Raw genomic sequence first — 20,701 nt, forward strand, 5'->3', positions numbered from 1 at the left:
AAACACAGGTCTTCCATATTCTCTGTGGAAGACCTTATATTAACAACTATGCCTCTGAATAAATCAATTGAACAAAATGCTGCAGTAGTTTAGCTGTTAATCCCCAAATCACTTTGTCTTGATACTGATAGAATAGTTCATCCAATTCACGTAGTCGCCATTCGTATTTTTTGCCACCTTGAATCAGGTTATATGGGAAATTATCTTCTGGAATTACTTGAAAATTAACTTTATACACTTCGGGTTTGGTTTCAAGAAAATAGTGTAGTGGGACTGTAAATACTTCCTCCACTTCATCCCGATTCGGAACAATCTCTTCTGGATGACGTAGTGTACCAACAAATGGAGTAATAATTCTCCCGAAGTCCGACACCATATAATCCAGAGGAATAACACTTTCCACTTGTTCTTCACTTATCCCTAATTCTTCCGCTGTCTCTCGAATGGCACCATGTTTTTCATCTACATCGCCTTGTTCTAATCTTCCTCCTGGAAAACAAATATCTCCTGGTTGGTTTCGCATGTGAATAGAGCGAACTTCAAAGAGGAGATGTGTCTCGTTATTTATTTCCACCAGCGGAATTAATATTGCGAATTCATGGAAGTTTTCCCTTCCTAGTATCGTTGGTGTACGATCTTTTAGTTTAGCTATCACATCAGGTGCTTTCATTTCTTCACCTCCATGTATTCCATTACTTCAATTATACCTGCCAATAGATGGAATGAACAATAAGTAAACAGCACAAAACGATACAGGTGCTCTGTACCGTTTTATCATAGAACCTCTTTCTCCCTAGATCCGACAACCTATTTTATAATAGGCTCATTCAACTTTTACTGTCGATATTTCCCGGGAAATGATACGACGATATTTTTATATTGACGGTTTTCAACATGGAACGATAAATACTTCATTGCTCTTTCCTCCAAATAATCCTTGATTTAAATTTATTTATTCTATATTCAGAATTTATTTTAGTTTTCATCCCATAACCGTTTAATATTAGCCATCCCTATCTTTGATGCTTGTTTACACTCTTCCATACCTTCGAATTCAAGCGTAATATATCCATCATAACCTGCGTTTTTTATAAGTTTTATTATTTCCCTTAATTCAAGATCTCCATGGCCAAAGATGGAACCTCTCAAATAATTATTATTAGCTGTTTTAATCCATTTTCCTTCTCCCGGATTTTGGTAAAATGGTCGATAATAGAAGTCTTTAAAATGTATGAGAGAAGCATAAGGGAGGTTCTTTTTGACCCCAACAATCGGAGCTTCATCTACACATAAAAAGTTTCCTATATCTAATGTCGTCTTAAAATTAGGTCTGTCCACCATTTGTATTACACGATGTACTCGATCGCTATGTTGTACAGCCATTCCATGATTCTCTATTGTCGTAGTAATACCAAATGCCGCTGCATAATCAGCAATTTGTCTAGAACCCTCGATAATTTGTGGCAAACTGTTTTCAAAGTACTCAATCGTCCGTTTCTCTGGGGGGAGTGTGAAGGCAGTCACATCATGACGCATATGCTTTATCCCCATACGTCGAATTAAATCCACATGTGCTTTCAAACGATTTACTTCTGCATGAAATTCCTCATCCGTGGGCTGGACAAAGTTAGCTGGAAGCGCATAATTGGATAGTTCAATACCTTCCTTTACAGCTTTTTCCTTAATAGCATCAGCTAAATTTGGATTGTCTACTAAAGTAAAGCCATACGGAACGATTTCCATATGTTCTCCTCCATTTTCCTTAATCCACTCAACTATATCGAGTACAGTCATTTCTCCAGAATTAATTGCATCTAACAAACTATACGTACTTAAACCTACTTTCATTTTTTATCACCTCTCATAGTTACTATTATTTTAAAAACAATTCAATAACTGGAATACTTACATTCGGCTTCTGTACAGGTAGATTTAATACAACAGAATCTCTGTCAATCGTTGTTTCCGTACTTGTAATGACTTCTTTAGGATCGTATTCAGCAAATCTAACTTCTGAAGCATCATGTAGAAATTGGCAATAAGATACTCTACCTGCTAAGCCTTTTACATGGATATGCTTGTATGGCCATGAAAATATGTGAAGATATAATTGGCTACCTCTTTGGGTATAACGGCAATCAATAGGCGCTTCAAATTCACTTTGTTTTGAACCATAGATAGAGCGAGCGTGTAATCTCATCCATTCTCCTATTGCTTTCAGACGAACTACCGAGTTTTCATCAATTTCTCCACGACCATTTGGTCCTATATTCAGGAGAAAATTACCGTTCTTAGAAACTGTATCAATCAGCATCTTTAATAATGTATCTGAAGACTTCCAATTTAAATTATCTCGATGATAGCCCCAGGATCCATTCATTGTTTGACATGCTTCCCAAATGACAGGTTGATTATTTTCTTTGTTAAGCCTATTCGGTTGAAACTGTTCAGGAGTCATGATACCTCTATTTAAATCCAACCGATCATTTAGAAGTATATTCGGCTGTAATTCTAGAACTAACTTTTCTAGTTCCTCTGATCGCCAATCAACAGCTCCTTTTCCCTTTGCCCAGCCCCAGTCTCTGTGAGAGTAAGAAAAGTCAAACCATAGATAATTAATTTCTCCGTAATTTGTTAATAATTCTCGGATTTGCCCTTTCAAATATTCTATATACGTATCCATGTTGCGATTTGCTAAAGAGCGCTTAGAAACATCGTCTCTTAATGGATGAAGCCCGTCAATTATAAAGTCAGGATGGTTCCAATCAATTAGTGAATGATAAAACCCTATCTTTAAACCTTCCTCACGCATTGCTTCTACTACCTCATAGAGCAAATCTCTCTTTATTACTGTATTTGTAACCTTATATTCCGTGAGTTTTGAATCCCATAAAGCAAATCCTTCATGGTGTTTTGTGGTGATCACAACGTATTTCACACCTGCTTTTTTAGCATACTGTGCCCACTGCTTTGCATGTAGTAAATCGGGATTAAAATAATCAAAGTACTTTTTATACGCTTGTAAATCTATTTTTTCGCGCGTCATGAACCACTCATGTCTTGCACCAGCAGAATAAAGGCCAAAATGAATAAACAAACCAAATCGGTCGTGTATAAACCATTGAGGATCTCCGTAATTATTAGGCCAATTAATATACTTTAAATTCTCAGTAGGTACATTCACCAAAGAATACCTCCATTAAAATAATGTCATTTAATCCAATCGAACCTCTTCTCTTTTTTCACTAGATTCATAGATACCAGTTAGTATTCTCATCATTTCTATACCATCTTCAACAGGGCAAAGTGTTTCTCGTTCTCCTTTAACACAAGAAATAAAATGGTCAATCTCATGCTGAAAGCCCGTTTTAAAATCAAATGTCAATGCATCAATTTGAGGTGTGGTGTTTAGAATCGTATTATTTTTCTCAGTGATAAGTTGTAATTCTGGCTCAATTTCAGCACCTCCCTTATCTCCAAATACACTAACAGCAATTGTATCTTCCCTTGCGTGGAGCGTAAAACTGACATCAACCATTAATGACGCACCATTTTCAAAACGAATTACTGCATTAGCCATATCCTCTACCGTATTTTTATAGGGATCATAATCTGCCGCTTTATAATATGATTTATTTTCTATATTCGAACGGTTTCCCAATTTATGATAAGCATTACCACTTATCGATTGAAGCTTTGGTTTCCCCATAAGGTACCAGCACATATCAATAACATGAACGCCAAGATCAATAAGCGGGCCGCCTCCAGACCTCTCTTTATCGGCAAACCATCCACCCGGATTACCTAATGCACGAATACATGATGCTTTTGCATAATAAATATCACCAATATCTCCAGAGTCGATAAAACGCTTTAATACCTGTGTATTGGTCCCAAATCTTCTAACAAAACCTACTTGCAATGTTTGTTCACTTCTTTTTACTGCTTTCTGTATGTTCAAAGCTTCTTCAACAGTTTTACATAAAGGTTTTTCGATAAGTACATGTTTACCTGCATCCAATGCAGCTATCGAAATTTCAGCATGCGTATTATTCCATGTGCAAATACTTACTGCTTCAATCTCCGAATCTCTCAGTAGATCATAATAGTTTGTATAAAATTTCTTAGCATGGTGTTTTCCTGCTTTTTCCCTAGCTCTTTCTTCATTTATATCGCAAACCGCATAAATTTCTACATCTTGATGATTCTCGTACGATGCCAAATGCATCTCCGAAATAGAGCCTAACCCAATTATTCCAACCTTTATTTTTGCCATTGTTTTAGCTCCTCTTCACTTTTATTCAAATCTAACCTTGAATCATGTATTCACCCAACAGAGAAAATTGTGGCAGCACCTTTGTGACCTAAATCCTTGTATCCCCTAACAGAATCGGGTATTTACTGGTAGTTGGCTCCACTTATCCTCCTACGACGAACGATTTCTTACTTATTTTGTCGACATTTCCCAGGAAATAGAAAATAATGTCTTACTTTTTTACAACTATCTGCAAATTAGTATTTTAAACCTTTACTTAGCTAGTGGACTCCCCTTCACAAAATATCCTAGCCTACTTAATACAAATTCACTAAACATCGAATTAGCCCAGGAGAACCATGGTCTCGTAAACCTTTCAGGGTTATCAATATGAAACCCTTCATGCATGAAATTTGTATTTGCATCCGTTTCTTTGAGAAGATCAAGAATCTGATCCTTTTCTATGCCTTCCTTCGCGGTCATCCCTTGCATTGCCAATGCAATAGGCCAAACATAGCCTTTAGGCGTATGTGGACTTCCTATTCCATTAGCTATTTTACCCTCATAATAATATGGGTTATTTACGCTAGTAATGAACCTACGTGTATTTTGATAAATAGGATCCATCACATCACAATAGCCTAAGTACGGCATGGATAGTAAGCTAGGTACATTTGCATCATCCATTAAATTATAATTTCCCCGTCCGTCTGTCTCATAGGCATAAATGATGCCGTATAGCGGATGTTCGACCTTACCAAACGTTTGTATTCCTTGATTAATTTGATCGGCTAAATGAATAGCTCTTTTCTTAAGATTTGCATCATGAAAAACTTCATCAGAAATTGTAGCAACTTGGCTTAGCACTACCACAGCAAACATGTTTGCTGGTACTAAATATCCGTATTGACACGCATCATCGCTAGGACGAAATCCACTCCATGTCATACCAGTATTATTTACAGGTAGACCCTTTCCTTCATTTGCTAACGTATCTTGCGGAGGACAATTTTCTCTTATAAATTGATAACTAGACTTTCTAAAATGGTATTGTTCGATCTGCCATGTATGAATAACCTGATGAACGGCTTTTATAAAATCTGCGTTAAAATGAGATGTTCTCCCTGTTGATTTCCAAAACAAGTAGGCTAATTGTATGGGATAACAAAGGGAATCTATTTCATACTTGCGCTCCCATATCCACGGTGTCATATCCGTTTTATCTTCGTTATAGCAATTTCCATTTGCGGTTTCATTAAATGCATTTGCATAAGGATCATGATTAATATAATTAACCTGCTTTTGTATTACGCCTTGAATAAGATCTGCCATATGTTTATCATGCTCTGCTAAAAGTAAATAGGGTCTTACTTGAGCTGTTGAATCTCTTAACCACATCGCTGGTATGTCTCCAGTAATGACAAAGGTAGATCCATCCCATTGTGGTCGAATCGTCGTTTCATAGGTGTTCTTGAAACAACTTTCGAACATCGTTTGTATTTTTGGATCACCGCTGAACTTTTCCTTCACTTGATCAATAAGGTCGGTCATTGATGTAGGTAGGTTTTTTGACATAGTCCCCGTAACACATCCTTTGCAAGTTGCTACTAATTCTAACCAATGGTTTCAGCTTTCTTGAAGCCAACTGTAACGATTTCATTCTGATTTACTGGTATTACTAATTTGCTAGAACTAGTAGATATGGATAAGGTCTCTAATTCTTCTTCAAGAATATTACTCCTGTATACTTGAACAGATCCTATTGGCATACGTGTTGATAACCAAGCTTCTGTTTCTGCCATATTAAATCCACGAAAAATGATATCATTTGATGTATACGAAACCTTTAATGCTGTGAAACTAACTTTGGTAGACTCCCATTCGATAAAAGCGTATGTTGGGGGAAGCTCTCCTGTTTGAAGTCCCAACTGATTGACTGTCCATGGTACTTGAGATTGGTAAGAAGCTTGATAACTTGCAAGCCTGCTTTGTTCTCCTTCATGAGGAAAAATGGAATACGAAACGATGTGTTCACCTAAACATTGAGCGTCCGGTGTCGGAAAATAGCCCCAATCTCCCAATTCTCCTACAGCTCGAAGTAATGTAATTGCGATTGTATTTCTGCCATCACGTAATATTTCATATTCATTTAGACCAAGATTACTAACTGTCAAGCCACTCTTTTCATTACTTATATTTACAAATGCTTGCTGATGTTGCGAATGATCTGGGTTTTTCCATTCTTTTGCAGGCTTATTAAATCTTTTGACAACTTCAAACACCGAATCTGTATAATGAACATCGGATAGAATATCTGTTGGAAATAATACGCGCATACGGTGATCCTTAGCCTGATTGTTAAAGGTAGTAGTGATATACACTCCCTTACTATTTTTCTCCAACCTCACTCTTGTAGTAATTTTATGTGTAATTGTTTCAGATACTCGTTGCGACTTCCTCTCTGTAAACCAAACGAGCTCCTTCTGTTCTTGATGCAAATATGTGGAAGCACTTATTGGTAATTCCCATTCATGAACGATTTCATATTCAGCCTGAAAGGGAGTATCCTTCACAACAAATATTTTTGCTTGTATATTTCGCGTAGTGATTGTTTTTTCACCGCTTGGTTGTTTATACATGTATTCATTACCAATGTCACCTGTATCTTCATAAATACATAAATCGTTATATTGTTGACCATTTATTTTATTTGTTACTGTTAACGATCCATTTGGATTAATTTTTACATGCAAATAATGATTCTCCATTTCCCGATCATTACAAATTAAAGAATCCCACACACAATCATTTGCAGATCCCTCAGCTAATACCAAAGCAAATGAGTTATACCCTAGCGCAGGGATATTTTCAGCTTCAAAAGTCAGCCGTAATCTTCTTGCCATATAAGGCCGTCTGAATTTGTCCTTCGGTAAATCAAAATCAAACTCGATACCTAAATCTTCGATCTGGCAGTCTAGTATATTCCCGTGATTATCTAGCACTTCCCTATCCTGAATAGAAAAATTTTTCAGCTTTTGTTTATTTATTCCCTCAGATAGGTACTGTTTTACAACATCCAAATTAATCGTAATAACTCCTGTACGATTGTGACCAGTAGTATTAAACACAACAAATGGAATGGTTGATTTTCCCCATTTGTTAAACATGGACGTATCTATTTCTCCTGACAAAAATGTAAGGCTTTTATTAATCATCCCTTTTGCGACTTGGCGAGTCTTTTCAAACCGCGTAACCATTTCCCGGTGGACGTCATCAATGCTACAGCCACAGATACTATCATGCGGATGATTCTGCATTAATGTTTTCCATCCATATTCAAATAAGTCATGATCATATGCATCCCCCTGTAACCACGCAAATGAAGCAAGTGGTTCTGCAACCTTTTCTAGAAGTACTTGATTCTGTTGATTTAATTGTTTTAAATAAATACGTGAAGATGCTGTATTAACAAGTGTTCCCCATCCATCCGTATGTTGACTTCTCAACTCGCCATCAATGATTTTTACATCGTTTGGTATCGCTGAAGATAGTTCCTTGCAATAATCATTGAAATTCGAATGTTTAAAATCTATATTGGGATACAATTTCTTTGCAACTTGTATAGCCTCTGGTAAATTATATTGAACAGGTTGATGATCACAACCATTCATTACTAGCATCTGTGATGATGAAGCATATTTTTCTAATGACTTTAGTTGGCTTTGCCAATAGATTTTCGCGCTTTCATCATCCAGGGGTATTTCATTTCCATTACAGTACCAATTAGCAAATAGAATACCGATTACCGTAGATCCGTCTGGTGAGCGCCAGCACATTTCCGAATAAGGCGATTCATAACTGGATGCCTCTTGAATCATGTTATTAAATCCTGTTGGCTTTACCCCTCTCCCAAAGACAGCATGATGAATGCCGGCCTGACGTAATAGCTGAGGAGCTTGCCCAATATTACCGAATGTATCTGGAAAATAGCCAATCTTAGTCACGCCGCCCCAATCATTTGAATCCTTTATACCATATAATAAATTCCTAACATTTGATTCACTGCTCGTTAAAAAAGCGTCCTGCAAAATATACCAAGGACCAACATGAATCCTTCCTTCTTTAATATATGTTTTCAACTTTTCCTTCATTTCAGGTCGAACTTGTACATAATCATCCAGCATAATCGTTTGGCCATCTAAGTGAAAGCTTTTGTAACCCTGATTATTTTCCAGTGCTTCTAAGAGTCGATCCATCAACTCAACCAGAAGAATATGATGTCTTTCATATGGTAAATACCATTCTCTGTCCCAATGAGTATGGGAAATAATATGCACTGTCTGATTATCTTCCAATCTTCTCCCTCCTCCTATTAGGATATTCGATAATTGTAAAGTATCTGCTAATTTGCCTTATCAAATTTACAGAACCTTAGTTCTATACAAACATGGCTAGTATGCTTTTCTTAAAAAACAAGCATACCATCCACTTACAACTATTTGACCCTGACTGAACTACAGTTAACTATCAGACCAGCGGTCATAGGCATCTTGATAGATTTGAATATATTCCTTGATATTCATCTTTTCGATCGTCTCCACATATGTTTCCCAATTTGACAGAGGTTCAACTCCCGTAATAAATTTAGCTTCCATCTGTTCAACATACGATTGCAAATCAACCTCAATTGTATTTGCCTTCTTTTGTTCATCTGATGTTAAATAAACTAATGGGTAGGGCACTTCAGCGTATGGTTCAATCTTTTCTTCCGTTTCTGAGGCAATAAACTTGTCGAATTCTGATAACGGTCTTCCCTCAATAGGCCCACTTATAGTAGGAGTTGAAATACCATAATCGGGTGTAATCGTTCCCCGATAATCTTCCTCTGAATTAAACCCTTCAGGTATCTCACGGTCGACCTTTTCTCCTCCTTCTTTATCCTTCCATTCCCACATGTAGCCTTCAGGACCGCGATTCAAAAATTCATACCCTTCATTCGTATAAAAATAATCCACCCATCTGATCGACGCCTCAGGACTAGGGTTATTACTTGTAATTGAGAATGTACCTCTTTGAATTGCGGGGCTTCGAGGTATAATTGCTTCTTTCGATACTGAACTTGTTAACGGCTGAAACATTGGGTTATTTGTTGCTTCTTCTTCTGTTTCGCCAGTAGTAAAAAAGGAATAATAATCAGGAAATACACCAATTCGATTTTCCTGTCCCTTGGCTTTCTTTTGTTCATCCGATTGCGAGAATGTTTCCGGGTCTAACAATTCTTCTTTATATAATTTATTCATAAACGTTAAGTATTCTTTATAGTTCTCTGTAATTGGGGTATATCGCACGTTGCCATTAACTTCCTCTATCCCCCATTCTTTCATTCCAAAAGCGCCTAATAACCATGGCCTTGAACTATTCATTTTTACGTCAAGTAATGGTATTTCATCAGCTTTTCCATTACCATTTGGATCCTCAGTCTTGAATCTTTGCAGTAATTTATAGAACGCGTCTACTGTTTTAGGTAACTCTTCAACACCTAATTCTTTCAGCCATTTTCCGTTATACCATAAAGGTCCTTTGTACCAGCTCGATGTAGGACCATCCGCTACAGTAGGTAGTGAATAAATATGTCCATCAATCGTTGTAATTGACTTTTTGACATCTGGTCTCTCATCAAGAAGCTTTTGCAAATTCGGTGCATGCTCGGCAATTAGATCTTCTAAAGGTAAGAGCACATCTTGTTGTCCATAATCGACTTCCATTGCAGGGGTTAAATTACTAGTACCTGCACCATAGATAACATCTGCTATATCCCCACTAGCAAATGCTAGATTCAATTTTGTTTGGAAGTCATTGAGAGGTGGTGTAATGTATTCAAAGTTCATATTGGTCATCTCTGCATATTTTTGTAATGTAGGCATTTCATTCCACTCAGCAAGACCTGTTCCAGGAGCCATCATTGATAGCTCGATTGGATCCTTAACAATAGGAAATCCTTCGTCATTTACTTTTATATTCTCTTTTGCAGTAGTTTCTTCACTTGCATTTTCAGACTTACATGCGGCTAACCCAAATAAAATGAATGCAACAAGCGTAAATAGTATCCATACTTTCTTCATACTACAATTCCCCTTCCTTTAATGTTTTTTTCCTAACAAATCGTCCAACATTCCACCCTTCTTCCAATTACCTATTAACTAGCCTTTTAAAGAACCAATCAAAACGCCCTTCACAAAATACCGCTGGAGGAATGGGTAGACGATTATTACTGGTAATGAAGAAACAATCATAACCCCATACTTAACAATCGCAGCAAGCTGCTGTTTACTATGCATTGCTTCCGCCATACTTCCAGAAATATTTGTATTTTGTGAGGCCATTTCTTGTAATACGAGTATTTCTCTTAAAACCAATTGTAGTGGGTACATATCTTTATCAGATAAATAAATTAAAGCGTTGAAGTAGCCATTCCAGTGTCCAACTCCATAAAATAGAGCCATCACAGCAATAATTGGTGCTGATAAAGGTAAAATGATTTTGGTGAATAATTTAAAGTTTGAAGCCCCATCAATGATCGCTGCCTCTTCTAACCCTTTTGGAATAGAAGTTTGGAAGAATACACGGGCAATTACAATATTCCATACAGCTGCAGCATTCGGTAAAACCATTGCCCATATCGTATCAATTAATCCTAAGCTTTTTACGACGAGATAGGTTGGAATTAATCCACCACTAAAAAACATGGTTAATACAAACATCCCCATCAATAAATTTCTTCCTGCAAAATCTTTTCGAGATAATGCATATGCTGCAGGAATCGTAACCGCTAAATTAATCAATGTCCCAAGAATGGTATAAAAAATCGTGTTGAAATAACCTCTCCAAATATCATTGTTTTGAAAGATTAATCTATATCCTTCTAGTGTTATATCTTTTGGAAGCAGCCACATTTCGCCGGAATTGACAGCCGACGGATTACTGATCGAGGCACTTATGATATATATAAGTGGATATAAAACAATAACAAGAGCAGCTGTTAATAATAAGAACACCAAAACCTTAAACAACTTATCTTTTTTTGTTTCTTGAATTGAAGTACTCATAAGCTGATAACCTCCTACCAAAGACTTGTCTCACTTGTTTTCCTAGCAATGTGATTTACTGTAACAAGTAAAATCGCATTGATCACTGCATTAAATAGTCCAACTGCAGCGGCAAAACTATATTGTGCATCTAATAAACCAGCCTGATAGACAAATGTAGCGATAACATTTGAAGATTCAAGGTTTAATGGATTTTGTAAAAGTAATATCTTTTCAAAGCCCATTGCCATTATGTTCCCCATATTCATGATTAAAAGGATAATCATCGTTGGAACAATCGCTGGAATATTAATATGCCATATCCGCTGTAGCCGGGAAGCCCCATCCACAATAGCTGCCTCATGATGCTGCGGGTCCACGCCTGACAGTGCAGCAAGGTAAATGATGGTTCCCCAACCTGTACTTTGCCAAACGCCAGAGAAAACATATACGGTTTTAAACCATTCTGGTTCACTCAAGAAAGCCACTGGTTCTAGCCCTAAGAGCTGCATTCCGTGATTTATAATACCAGTTGCAGGTGATAAAAATGCTATTACCATACCCGCCATAACTACTACGGATATAAAATGCGGTGCATAGGTTACTGTTTGCACTGTACGCTTATATAGGCCATCCTTTGCTTCATTTAATGCTAATGCTAGTATAATAGGTAGTGGGAATCCTACGATTAATTCATAAATACTTATTCCTAACGTATTTTTAATTAGATCCCAAAAATAATAGGATTCAAAAAATCTAGTAAAGTGTTCTAAGCCTACCCACTCACTTCCCCATATTCCAAGCGTAGGAATGAAATCCTTAAACGCAATTTGAACGCCATACATAGGCACATAATGGAAAATTATAAAATATAAGAAGGCTGGCAATACAAAGATGTATAATTGCCAATTTTGTAGGATCTTTCTATTTTTTCCTTTTTTCCTCGTTTTTTTCTTTTTCACCGAATCTTGATTTCTGATAGGCTGAGTATGCTGAACATAACTGTCTTCTTTAGGTAGTGGTGAATTAGCAGGGCTCATCGAATCTCCCCCTTTCCTATTTAAGAAACTGCTTACATGTTACATTTTTCAGAAAATACAATCAATATGTCGTTTTCGTCATCGCTTGTCAAAAAACATCTTTCTATATGCACATCAATAGCTTTGCAGCTTGTACTATGTCATATTTAACTGACTATGTTTCACTTTACATAAGCAAAGACGGTAGCTTTAATGTCAATCCAAAAAACAAACCCTGCAATATATGCATGTATCATACATATATTGCAGGGTTACTAAAAAGAAAATAGTGGGGGGATATTTTCCCCCCTCTACGTTTCCGTACAGTTAATACCTAAATACAATTACCGGGCCGCTCTTCCACCTTTGTTATCTAATTCGAAAAACCTCAACAATTGTCTTTTCGTCATTAAGTTGATCTGGTATTGTCACCTTTAACCCTTTATTTATTTGTTTAAAATCTAGGTTCCACTCATAGCCTACTAGCGTAACTTGTTGTGCAAGATGTTCGTATGGAATAAGCACCTCATTTTCATCCAAACCAACCTGTTTGGATAATCGAAAACAATAGGTTATGTCGTCCTTTCTGGTAAAAGCAAAATCATTCGTATAATAAGGGGCACATATTCTTGTTCCATAAATAGCTTCCCCATAAATGGCTAACCATTGCCCGAGTTCTTCCATTCGTTTGATAGCTCCTTCAGGTAGACGGCCATCTGGTTGAGGAGCTACATTTAAAGCCAAATTGCCACCTTTTGCGACAACTTCTATTAATGTATGAATGATTTCTGTAGTTGATTTGTAGGTATCTTCATATTTAAATGAGAAGGAGGTTCCCATTGTAATACAGCTTTCCCAAGGTACCTGTATTGGATGATCTGGAATTGTTTGTTCAGGGGTAATATAATTTTCAAATTCTCCTCCCATCATTCGATCAGCAGTTAATAATCCAGGTTGGACACTTCTAGCTTTTTCAACTACTTCACCTAAGCAAATATCTTGTTGATCATTTCCAACCCATCCAGCATCCAGCCAAAGTATATCAATGTCACCATAATACATCATTAATTCCATTATTTGATTGTGATTAAATTGGACATATTTTTCCCATAACCGAGGGTATTGTTTGGGATCATAGGAAGGCCCCCTCCACGTTTTCTTACCAAACTCCGCCCCTGAGGACCAATAATAAGGAGTATGCCAATCTGCTTTAGAATAATATGCTGCGATTCCAAGGCCCCTTTCGCGAAACGCATGGAATACATACATGCTTACAGATGTCAGCATATTTATGCATATGGAATGGACAATCTTTAGCTGTAATTCGATAATTTGTTTCTTTGGTATCCCACATACAAAAGCCATCGTGATGCTTCGTCGTAAATATCACGTATTTAAAGCCTGCTCGTTTTGCTAAATCAGCCCATATCTGCGGTTGAAAGCGAATTGGATTAAATGTTTTATTCAAATTAACATATTGACGCTTAAACTCCTCTCCATCTGCTACCCAGTCAATACCTTCTCTTGACCACTCTGCATCGTCATCACTTAATGCCCACGATTCCACAATCCCTAATTGTGAATATGGCCCCCAGTGCATCATTAATGCCAATTTCTGATCTTTAAACCATTCTAATCGTTCTAACACCTTAGGGTCTCTAGGCTCTATCCAACTCTCCTCAGCACTATAGTGATGCTTTCCTTCTTCCACAACATGATTTGTTGTTTCATCTTTCATGACTATTAGCTCCTTTAACTAGAATAGACTCTACCACTTCCAGCTTGCTTTCTTCCTCGCACCTAATCAATATGTGGTTCATCTCTACTTGTACTTCCTTTTCACTAAAACGATACTAACAAGGAGCCTCTCTATTATTACTATGTGAAAGTTCTATTTCTATGTGGTTGTTGATAGAATAACGTCAACAATCACAAAAGGAAACTAATCAAAGGGCAGCTTACTTCCTACCCAACTGGGTATACTCCCAGTGCATAGAGCTATTATCCTCTTTTGAGCTAAAATCATTGACCTCTCGATATCTCTACACCACTTCCAATCCCCACAAGAGAAAAGTTACTGCAATTAAATAACCTTATAAGAATTCATTTATTACTGATTTAATCTTCGATACTCGCCGGGAGTAACACCTATTAACTTCTTAAATTTCCGTGTGAAATTAGCTACATCTTTATACCCTACTGCTACCACAATATCCTTTATTGGATGTTGTGTTTCCTTTAACTGTTTTTTTACGTTCTCCATCCGTAATTCTTGTACATACTGTGTGAATGTAGCTCCAGTTTGTTCTTTTATAAACCTACTAAGATAAGATACAGATAGTTTAAATTCAAGTGCTACATTCTCCAATGACAGCTCATATAATTGATAATTTTCATTTATATAGTTTAAAATATCATTTCTTAATTGGTCATTATGACTTTTTTTCTTCCTCTCTACTTCATGACAAATTTCAACAACTAAACTTTCAAGCTTTTGATGCAGCTGTTCCATCGAATGAAAGTCGACAATACGGTTAAAATCTTTTATTAAATGACTTAAACCAATTTCAGAGATTGTCTTAACGGTCGTATTAATTACATCAAAACAAATACATTTTAGCACCTGTATAGAGCAGTCATTATGAGCTAGTTTCGAAAAAATTTGATGCAACGTTTCAATTGCGACTATTTTATCTCCTTGTTTAATACTTTGAATCAGCTTTATTTGTTCTTCCTTTGGATAGCCAAGCGACTGTTCAGTCTCCACACTGATGTCTGCAAAGTAAATTACACTACCTGGCGGATTTATAAATTTATACTCTATCGTTGCCAAAGCTTCTATATAGGAGCGGTTAATCTGAGACTTCTTTGTATATACAGTCCCTACTCCTATCGTAGGTTCCTTTATAGTGAAATTCTTCATATATTGCTGCATTTCTAAAATAAGTTTCTTTTGCTGCTCACTAGGGTCTTTTATGTTTCTATCCATACTAATAATCATTGCCATGGCATCGTTATAAAGTAAATCAATACCATGAGCACTGGCTTTATCAAATGATAAATTGGATAATTTCCCAAAAAGTTTTTCTCTTTCTTTTATATTTCCTTCTTTAAACAACCCCTTATCGAAATATACGATACCGACAAAATAGTAGCCTTGCTCCATGTGTATATGCAGTGCATCTAATATGACATCAATTTCACCATTATTTGAAATACTTCCTTTTAATAACTTTACAAAAACCTGATCCCTTGCAAATGGTTTTTGCATATACATCGTTTCGTTCAATGTTTGATGATCTTCAAATGCACTGGTAATAGTTTTTCTAATGGTTTCTAGTTCATTCCTACCTTCGAACTCTCTATTCCCGTTTTTTCCCTTCCTCGTAATTTCAACAATATTTCGAATTGGTTTGTATTGATTCTTCCCGATTAAAACAGCCAGTATAAAACCTATTATTAGTAGAATGATAAGCATCCCTAAGATTAGTAGGGTCGTATTATCCAGACGTTTAAAAAATTGATTGGTATCCATAAGCGTAATGAATTTCCAATTACTTATTTCTGATTCTACCGATACAATAGAATAATCTTTCCCATTTACATCTAAACTGCTTATGCCATGCTTTCTTACGGAATCGAAGTCAACTTCATTCTCTTGAATGAAGTCATCATTAATACTAGAAGCAATTACTTGGTTATCTTCATTAACAATATAAGCATTCCCTTTAAAATCACCTAAAATATTTTCTATTAGATCTGTCATGTTACTTTCTTTAATTAAATACATGACCGTTCCATATGGACTAGGGTTTCCAGGGGCTATTGGAAACAAATAGGCAATCATATTCTTATGTTCATCATCATTGATAACTACATGTTTTATTGGCTTTATGAAGGGCAATGGTGTATGTAAATCCTTCATGAAATCTTTCTTTTCCCACTTATTAAAATGATATTTATTATTTAGTAAAGCATCAAATGAATAAGAACCACTAGTAGAATAAATTCGTTCATTATTATGATAGTAAATAAATAACTCCTCTATAATAGAACTGTTGGCTTTGTATTTCCTCAATTCATCAATTGCTTCCCCGCTATAATAATCATGGCTAAACATATAAGGGGTTAGCCTTGGGTCATAAGAGATTCTAGCTGCTAATGTCTCTAATTCTTTCATGCGTTCATTTGTTATATTTTCTACTTGCTCTAATTTATTAATATTAGCTTGTTCTATTTCTTCCCGTAAGTTTGCAACTGAATTATAATAAATGATCATACTCATAATTAGAAAAGGCACTAGAAATACTAGCAGATAGGATATAATATATTTATACAACAAACGGGATTTATTCCTTTTTCTCCACATCGTTTCCCCCCCTGCCTATTCATTCGTCTGCTTCTTCTCTACTAGTACACATGCCCGTTTGGCTAACCACATCAGAGGAGTAGCAATTATTGATGAACCCGCAAAAAATAACATGATTGGTAGATAACTAAAAAAATAGAAGAGTAATATTAAACTAATAATCATTGCTATTGTTTCTAACGGCTGTGCCAAAGCTATTAGAAAGGCTTGTTTGACGTATTGGTGAAACTTTAGGTTATAGCGTGAAAGGATAGGGAAAATGTATAGAAGTATAATAATATAAAAAGAACTAATAATTAATAATAGACTATGTAAATAAAAGGATTGAATGTAATCATGAGAAATGGAGATATCAAAGTATAGAAATCCTCCTATTAATAATAAGACGACCCCCAAACCATTACTTACTTTAAATTTTTCTTTATAAATGCTAAAAAAATGTTTCATGGTTGGCTTATCAATATCCCTTTCAGACCAACTATGTAGTATTGCAAACAGAGCAGTAGTAGCTGGTGTAATACCGAATATAACGAAACCTAACGCTGTAAATAGAAGCCATAGAAAATGTAAGTAAGCAACTTTATACAACCAGTTACCAAAATCATAAAGTAGCTTTATAAAACCATGTAAGAGCATCAGTTTATCCCCCCTTTTTGAAAACGCTTTCTTTTATGTTTAGAAAAATACTTTGCTAAAGGTAAATTAGTAGGTTTTCTCCATTATTATATCATACAAAATTTCTCATTTATTAACATATTTAAAAATAAGACTTAATTATCAGAAATTAAGTCTTATTCCATCATTTCCTTTAGATTCCCGTTGATACAGCCACTTCTTTCGGCCGATATACCGATATTATCTGACCGTTTTTGTCTGTAGAAAACATCACGATACGTTCTGATTGCAATAGGAATGAATAGTTTTGTTTTGTTAATTGGTCCGTAATGGCAACTTTCACATCCCTAGAGAATTCAGAGACAAATATAAATAAATTTCCGGTTTCAAACGATAACTTTCTTCCATAAATCCCTGGGAAATCACCTTCTTTCCAATAGAATTCAGGAGAAATCCCAATTTGTTCAATAACATAGGAGTACAATGCAGCTAATGGTTCGCTGCGTTCATTTAATTCCATTGGTAATCCACACCAAAATAATCTCCCTTTTCCCATTTGATACGTATTTACATCATTGGTGTATTTCTCTGTATTCACCTCTTTCATGGATTCAGCAATTCTGTCTTTTCCAAAGGCAGCAAAATACTGCTTTCCTTCTAGTTGAAAGACTTCTTCCCGGACAAGATTGGTTATTGTTGTTTCTCCTACTGTAGCCATCATTCGTTCGGTATTCTTCCAATAAGCATTTATATTAATTGGCCCTGTAAATAGCAAGTTGACTTCATTATTTTTAACAATCTCTACGATTTGATTAAGTGCCGTTGTACTAAAATTATGTGGACTTGGTACGATAATTAATTTAGGAATAGCCGTCGTTAATTCCGATAAATGATATTCACTAATAGCTCGAAATGGAATATTCATTTCATAAGCTAATGTTCGCGTTAATTTTGTCGTTGACTGTACAGAAAATCTACGATTGGAAAAATCGTTGGAATATGGATATACAACTACAATATCTTCTAATTTTCTTTTTTTAAAAAGATCTCTGATATTATTTATGAATTCGCCAAAATCATAGGATACATTTACTTCTGGTTTTTCAGTACCATCAGCTCGTATTGCCCCAATATTTGACTCATTAATATTATTCATATAATAATTCGTATTCCACAGCCATTGAACTGCACCTGCGCCACCAGTCGAAAAAGCATATGCATATTTTCTCTCTAAGATATTTCTTAGTTCTTCTTCACTTCTTTTAGCACGATTATCAGGGGTTTCAACATACATAATTCCAGTTTCCTGAATAAGGTTAGGTTTCGTAAGTGTTTTTGAGAAAATCCCATCCCAAATCAGGTCATCCAAAAGCCACCATGTATGATTCGTCGTATAATTAACAGAATCACTATAAAATAGAGGAGAAGGCCTAAGTCCCCCTAGTGCTTCATCTTGACCTACCGTAATAAGTTGATTGGTTGCTAGTTGTTTAATCGAATATGTTAATTCCCGTACCCAATTATTATGCATATCCATGGTATACAACGTATAATCTAACCACTTCATCCCCCTTTTTCCAGTTATCATATCTCGAATACTGAAATTGATTTCTGACGATTCGGGAGGATCGATTGCTTGAAAAGAAGGCAAATCTTCTTCGGTTACATTCCACCTTTCCCGAAGCTTACTAATGGACCGATGACGATTTTTTAGCCATGCTTGATAATTCTTCCGATCAAATGAATCATGCAGCGACTTAGGTCCTGCAAATGGCCTTTTCGGATCAAACAAAGACGGTTCATTAATCAAATCCCAATTAATATTCGTCGTTTCAATATGTCTGGATACAATAGAGGTAATAAATCGCTTTTGCGCATGAATGCTTCTAGGGTCTAAATATGGATTATCACCCTCCCATGCTTCTGGAGTGAAAGTGAAGAACGTGAATGTTACTTCTAATTCATGTTTCTTTGCGCATAAGATGAATGCATCTATAGCACGTAAAATTCCTTCATCCATGTGCCCATCGATAAACATCATATGGCGCCATCCCGTCCATAATCCTGTCCGAATATAGTTGATACCAGCACGCTTCATATGGGCCATATCCTGATCCCACATATGTGGGTTCGGTAAAAATAAGTAATAACGAGCAACATCAGATGTCATATATGTCATTCCTACAATTGGCATTGGTCGTCCATCTTTTATAAAATAGTCACGCTCACAAGTTAATGGTTCCCCTTCTGCTAAGAGTCGCTTGTCCATTCCCCAAAAACCTTGTTGAAGAACTCTTGTCTCCCCTTTTTCTGACTCAGTAATACAGGTTAGCTCATACAAACCAGGTTCTATATCGATGGGGAGTATAAATGAATGATTTCTTTGCAGCTCCGTAACATTAATTCTCATAAACTTAGAATATAGAAGTTCATTATTTTTATAGATCTTAAATGACGTGGTCCATGCTATCGCACCCTCGATAAATGATTGCGATTGTAAATAAACAATCGGACGCTCCCCATTCTCATAAGAAGCGTAGTTCGTTTTTAAATGAAATTCGGTTACCTTCCTATTCGAATAGGAAATTAAATCTTCCAATAATTCGAAGCCTAATTCAGTCCAAAATTGTTTTTGTATTTTTTGATTGATAAATATCCATCGACCGCCTGCAAAACTTCCATTTGTGTTTTCAATTAATACACTAGGAGCAGTAACATTTCTACCATTGCTCGTAACTCCTTGAACCAATGGGTAAATACCTGCATCCATTGGTCCGGCTGAACCCATTTCTGCAGAAATGGAGCTTGTCTTGGTAACATGTAAGATAAAATTGTATGTATCCTGAATTGAAAATAATGTATCTTTACCCTTAAATATCGGAATATTTTGGTTATATGCTAATTTTTTCACATTTTCCGAACGAACGCTTAAGGCTTCATGAATATTCAGTTGCTGATGATAAGCAGTCTGCTCTGCTTCCTTCTGCCACTCTCCATTTTTGATAATACAAGGAATTCGAAAGGGGATCCCTCCCAAGTGAATGAATCCATTTCCAGACTTAAAATAGGTATAAATTGATTTCCAAGCTTGTTTTGGAAAATAGGAACCATGTAAGTTAATAAAACAAGTAACTTTATTATTATCAAAAGCTTCCTTTAAACAACATGCGTTTACGACTGTACTCGTTTTCTTTAGTTGATATAAGAAATATGAGCTTGGCCGTTCCCCATCAAAAGGAAAAAAAGGATCATAAAAAATTAGCGTTTCCGACATAATATCCCCCTACCTTAATGTATTATGTAGCTAGCTTACTTTGTTTAAATAAAGCCGTAAATATGTCATTTTTTATCTCTATGT

The 20,701-nt window shown here is 36.0% G+C and carries 12 protein-coding genes and 1 pseudogene; all 13 read right to left on the reverse strand.

The window, feature by feature from the left end:
* Positions 1–46 precede the first annotated feature (46 nt).
* Entirely contained in the window at positions 47–670 is a 624-nt protein-coding gene (locus tag JKP73_RS04240; protein WP_038242334.1) for an NUDIX hydrolase, read from the reverse strand.
* 305 nt (positions 671–975) lie between these two features.
* On the reverse strand, positions 976–1,848 hold the full coding sequence (locus tag JKP73_RS04245) for a sugar phosphate isomerase/epimerase family protein (protein ID WP_200410947.1): 873 nt from the start codon (positions 1,846–1,848) through the stop codon (positions 976–978).
* Between the two features lie 25 nt (positions 1,849–1,873).
* Positions 1,874–3,184 carry an alpha-L-fucosidase gene (locus JKP73_RS04250; protein ID WP_021289716.1) on the reverse strand — a complete coding sequence of 437 codons (1,311 nt, stop codon included), beginning with the start codon at positions 3,182–3,184 and terminating at the stop codon, positions 1,874–1,876.
* A gap of 30 nt (positions 3,185–3,214) precedes the next feature.
* Positions 3,215–4,276: a Gfo/Idh/MocA family protein gene (locus JKP73_RS04255; RefSeq protein WP_021289717.1), complete on the reverse strand. Its 1,062-nt coding sequence runs from the start codon at positions 4,274–4,276 to the stop codon at positions 3,215–3,217.
* Between the two features lie 252 nt (positions 4,277–4,528).
* Entirely contained in the window at positions 4,529–5,830 is a 1,302-nt protein-coding gene (locus JKP73_RS04260; protein ID WP_160806795.1) for a glycoside hydrolase family 125 protein, read from the reverse strand.
* Between the two features lie 38 nt (positions 5,831–5,868).
* Positions 5,869–8,610 (reverse strand): alpha-mannosidase, encoded by a 2,742-nt coding sequence (locus tag JKP73_RS04265; RefSeq protein ID WP_160806796.1) that lies wholly within the window; start codon positions 8,608–8,610, stop codon positions 5,869–5,871.
* 165 nt (positions 8,611–8,775) lie between these two features.
* Complete coding sequence (locus tag JKP73_RS04270) at positions 8,776–10,377, reverse strand: type 2 periplasmic-binding domain-containing protein (RefSeq protein WP_200410948.1); 1,602 nt, start codon at positions 10,375–10,377, stop codon at positions 8,776–8,778.
* A gap of 78 nt (positions 10,378–10,455) precedes the next feature.
* Positions 10,456–11,361, reverse strand: a complete 906-nt coding sequence (locus tag JKP73_RS04275; RefSeq protein ID WP_160806798.1) for a carbohydrate ABC transporter permease — start codon at positions 11,359–11,361, stop codon at positions 10,456–10,458.
* 14 nt (positions 11,362–11,375) lie between these two features.
* Complete coding sequence (locus JKP73_RS04280) at positions 11,376–12,380, reverse strand: ABC transporter permease (protein ID WP_160806799.1); 1,005 nt, start codon at positions 12,378–12,380, stop codon at positions 11,376–11,378.
* Positions 12,381–12,728: 348 nt separating this feature from the next.
* Positions 12,729–14,097 (reverse strand): annotated as a pseudogene (locus JKP73_RS04285) (alpha-L-fucosidase).
* 372 nt (positions 14,098–14,469) lie between these two features.
* Entirely contained in the window at positions 14,470–16,728 is a 2,259-nt protein-coding gene (locus JKP73_RS04290; protein ID WP_200410949.1) for a helix-turn-helix domain-containing protein, read from the reverse strand.
* A 15-nt stretch (positions 16,729–16,743) separates the two neighbouring features.
* Positions 16,744–17,364 (reverse strand): YesL family protein, encoded by a 621-nt coding sequence (locus JKP73_RS04295; RefSeq protein ID WP_160806801.1) that lies wholly within the window; start codon positions 17,362–17,364, stop codon positions 16,744–16,746.
* Positions 17,365–17,536: 172 nt separating this feature from the next.
* Positions 17,537–20,617, reverse strand: coding sequence for a beta-galactosidase (locus tag JKP73_RS04300; RefSeq protein WP_038242325.1), 3,081 nt, complete (start codon positions 20,615–20,617; stop codon positions 17,537–17,539).
* Positions 20,618–20,701 lie beyond the last annotated feature (84 nt).

This window comes from Virgibacillus salexigens, assembly GCF_014905415.1.
Classification (GTDB): domain Bacteria; phylum Bacillota; class Bacilli; order Bacillales; family Amphibacillaceae; genus Virgibacillus; species Virgibacillus salexigens.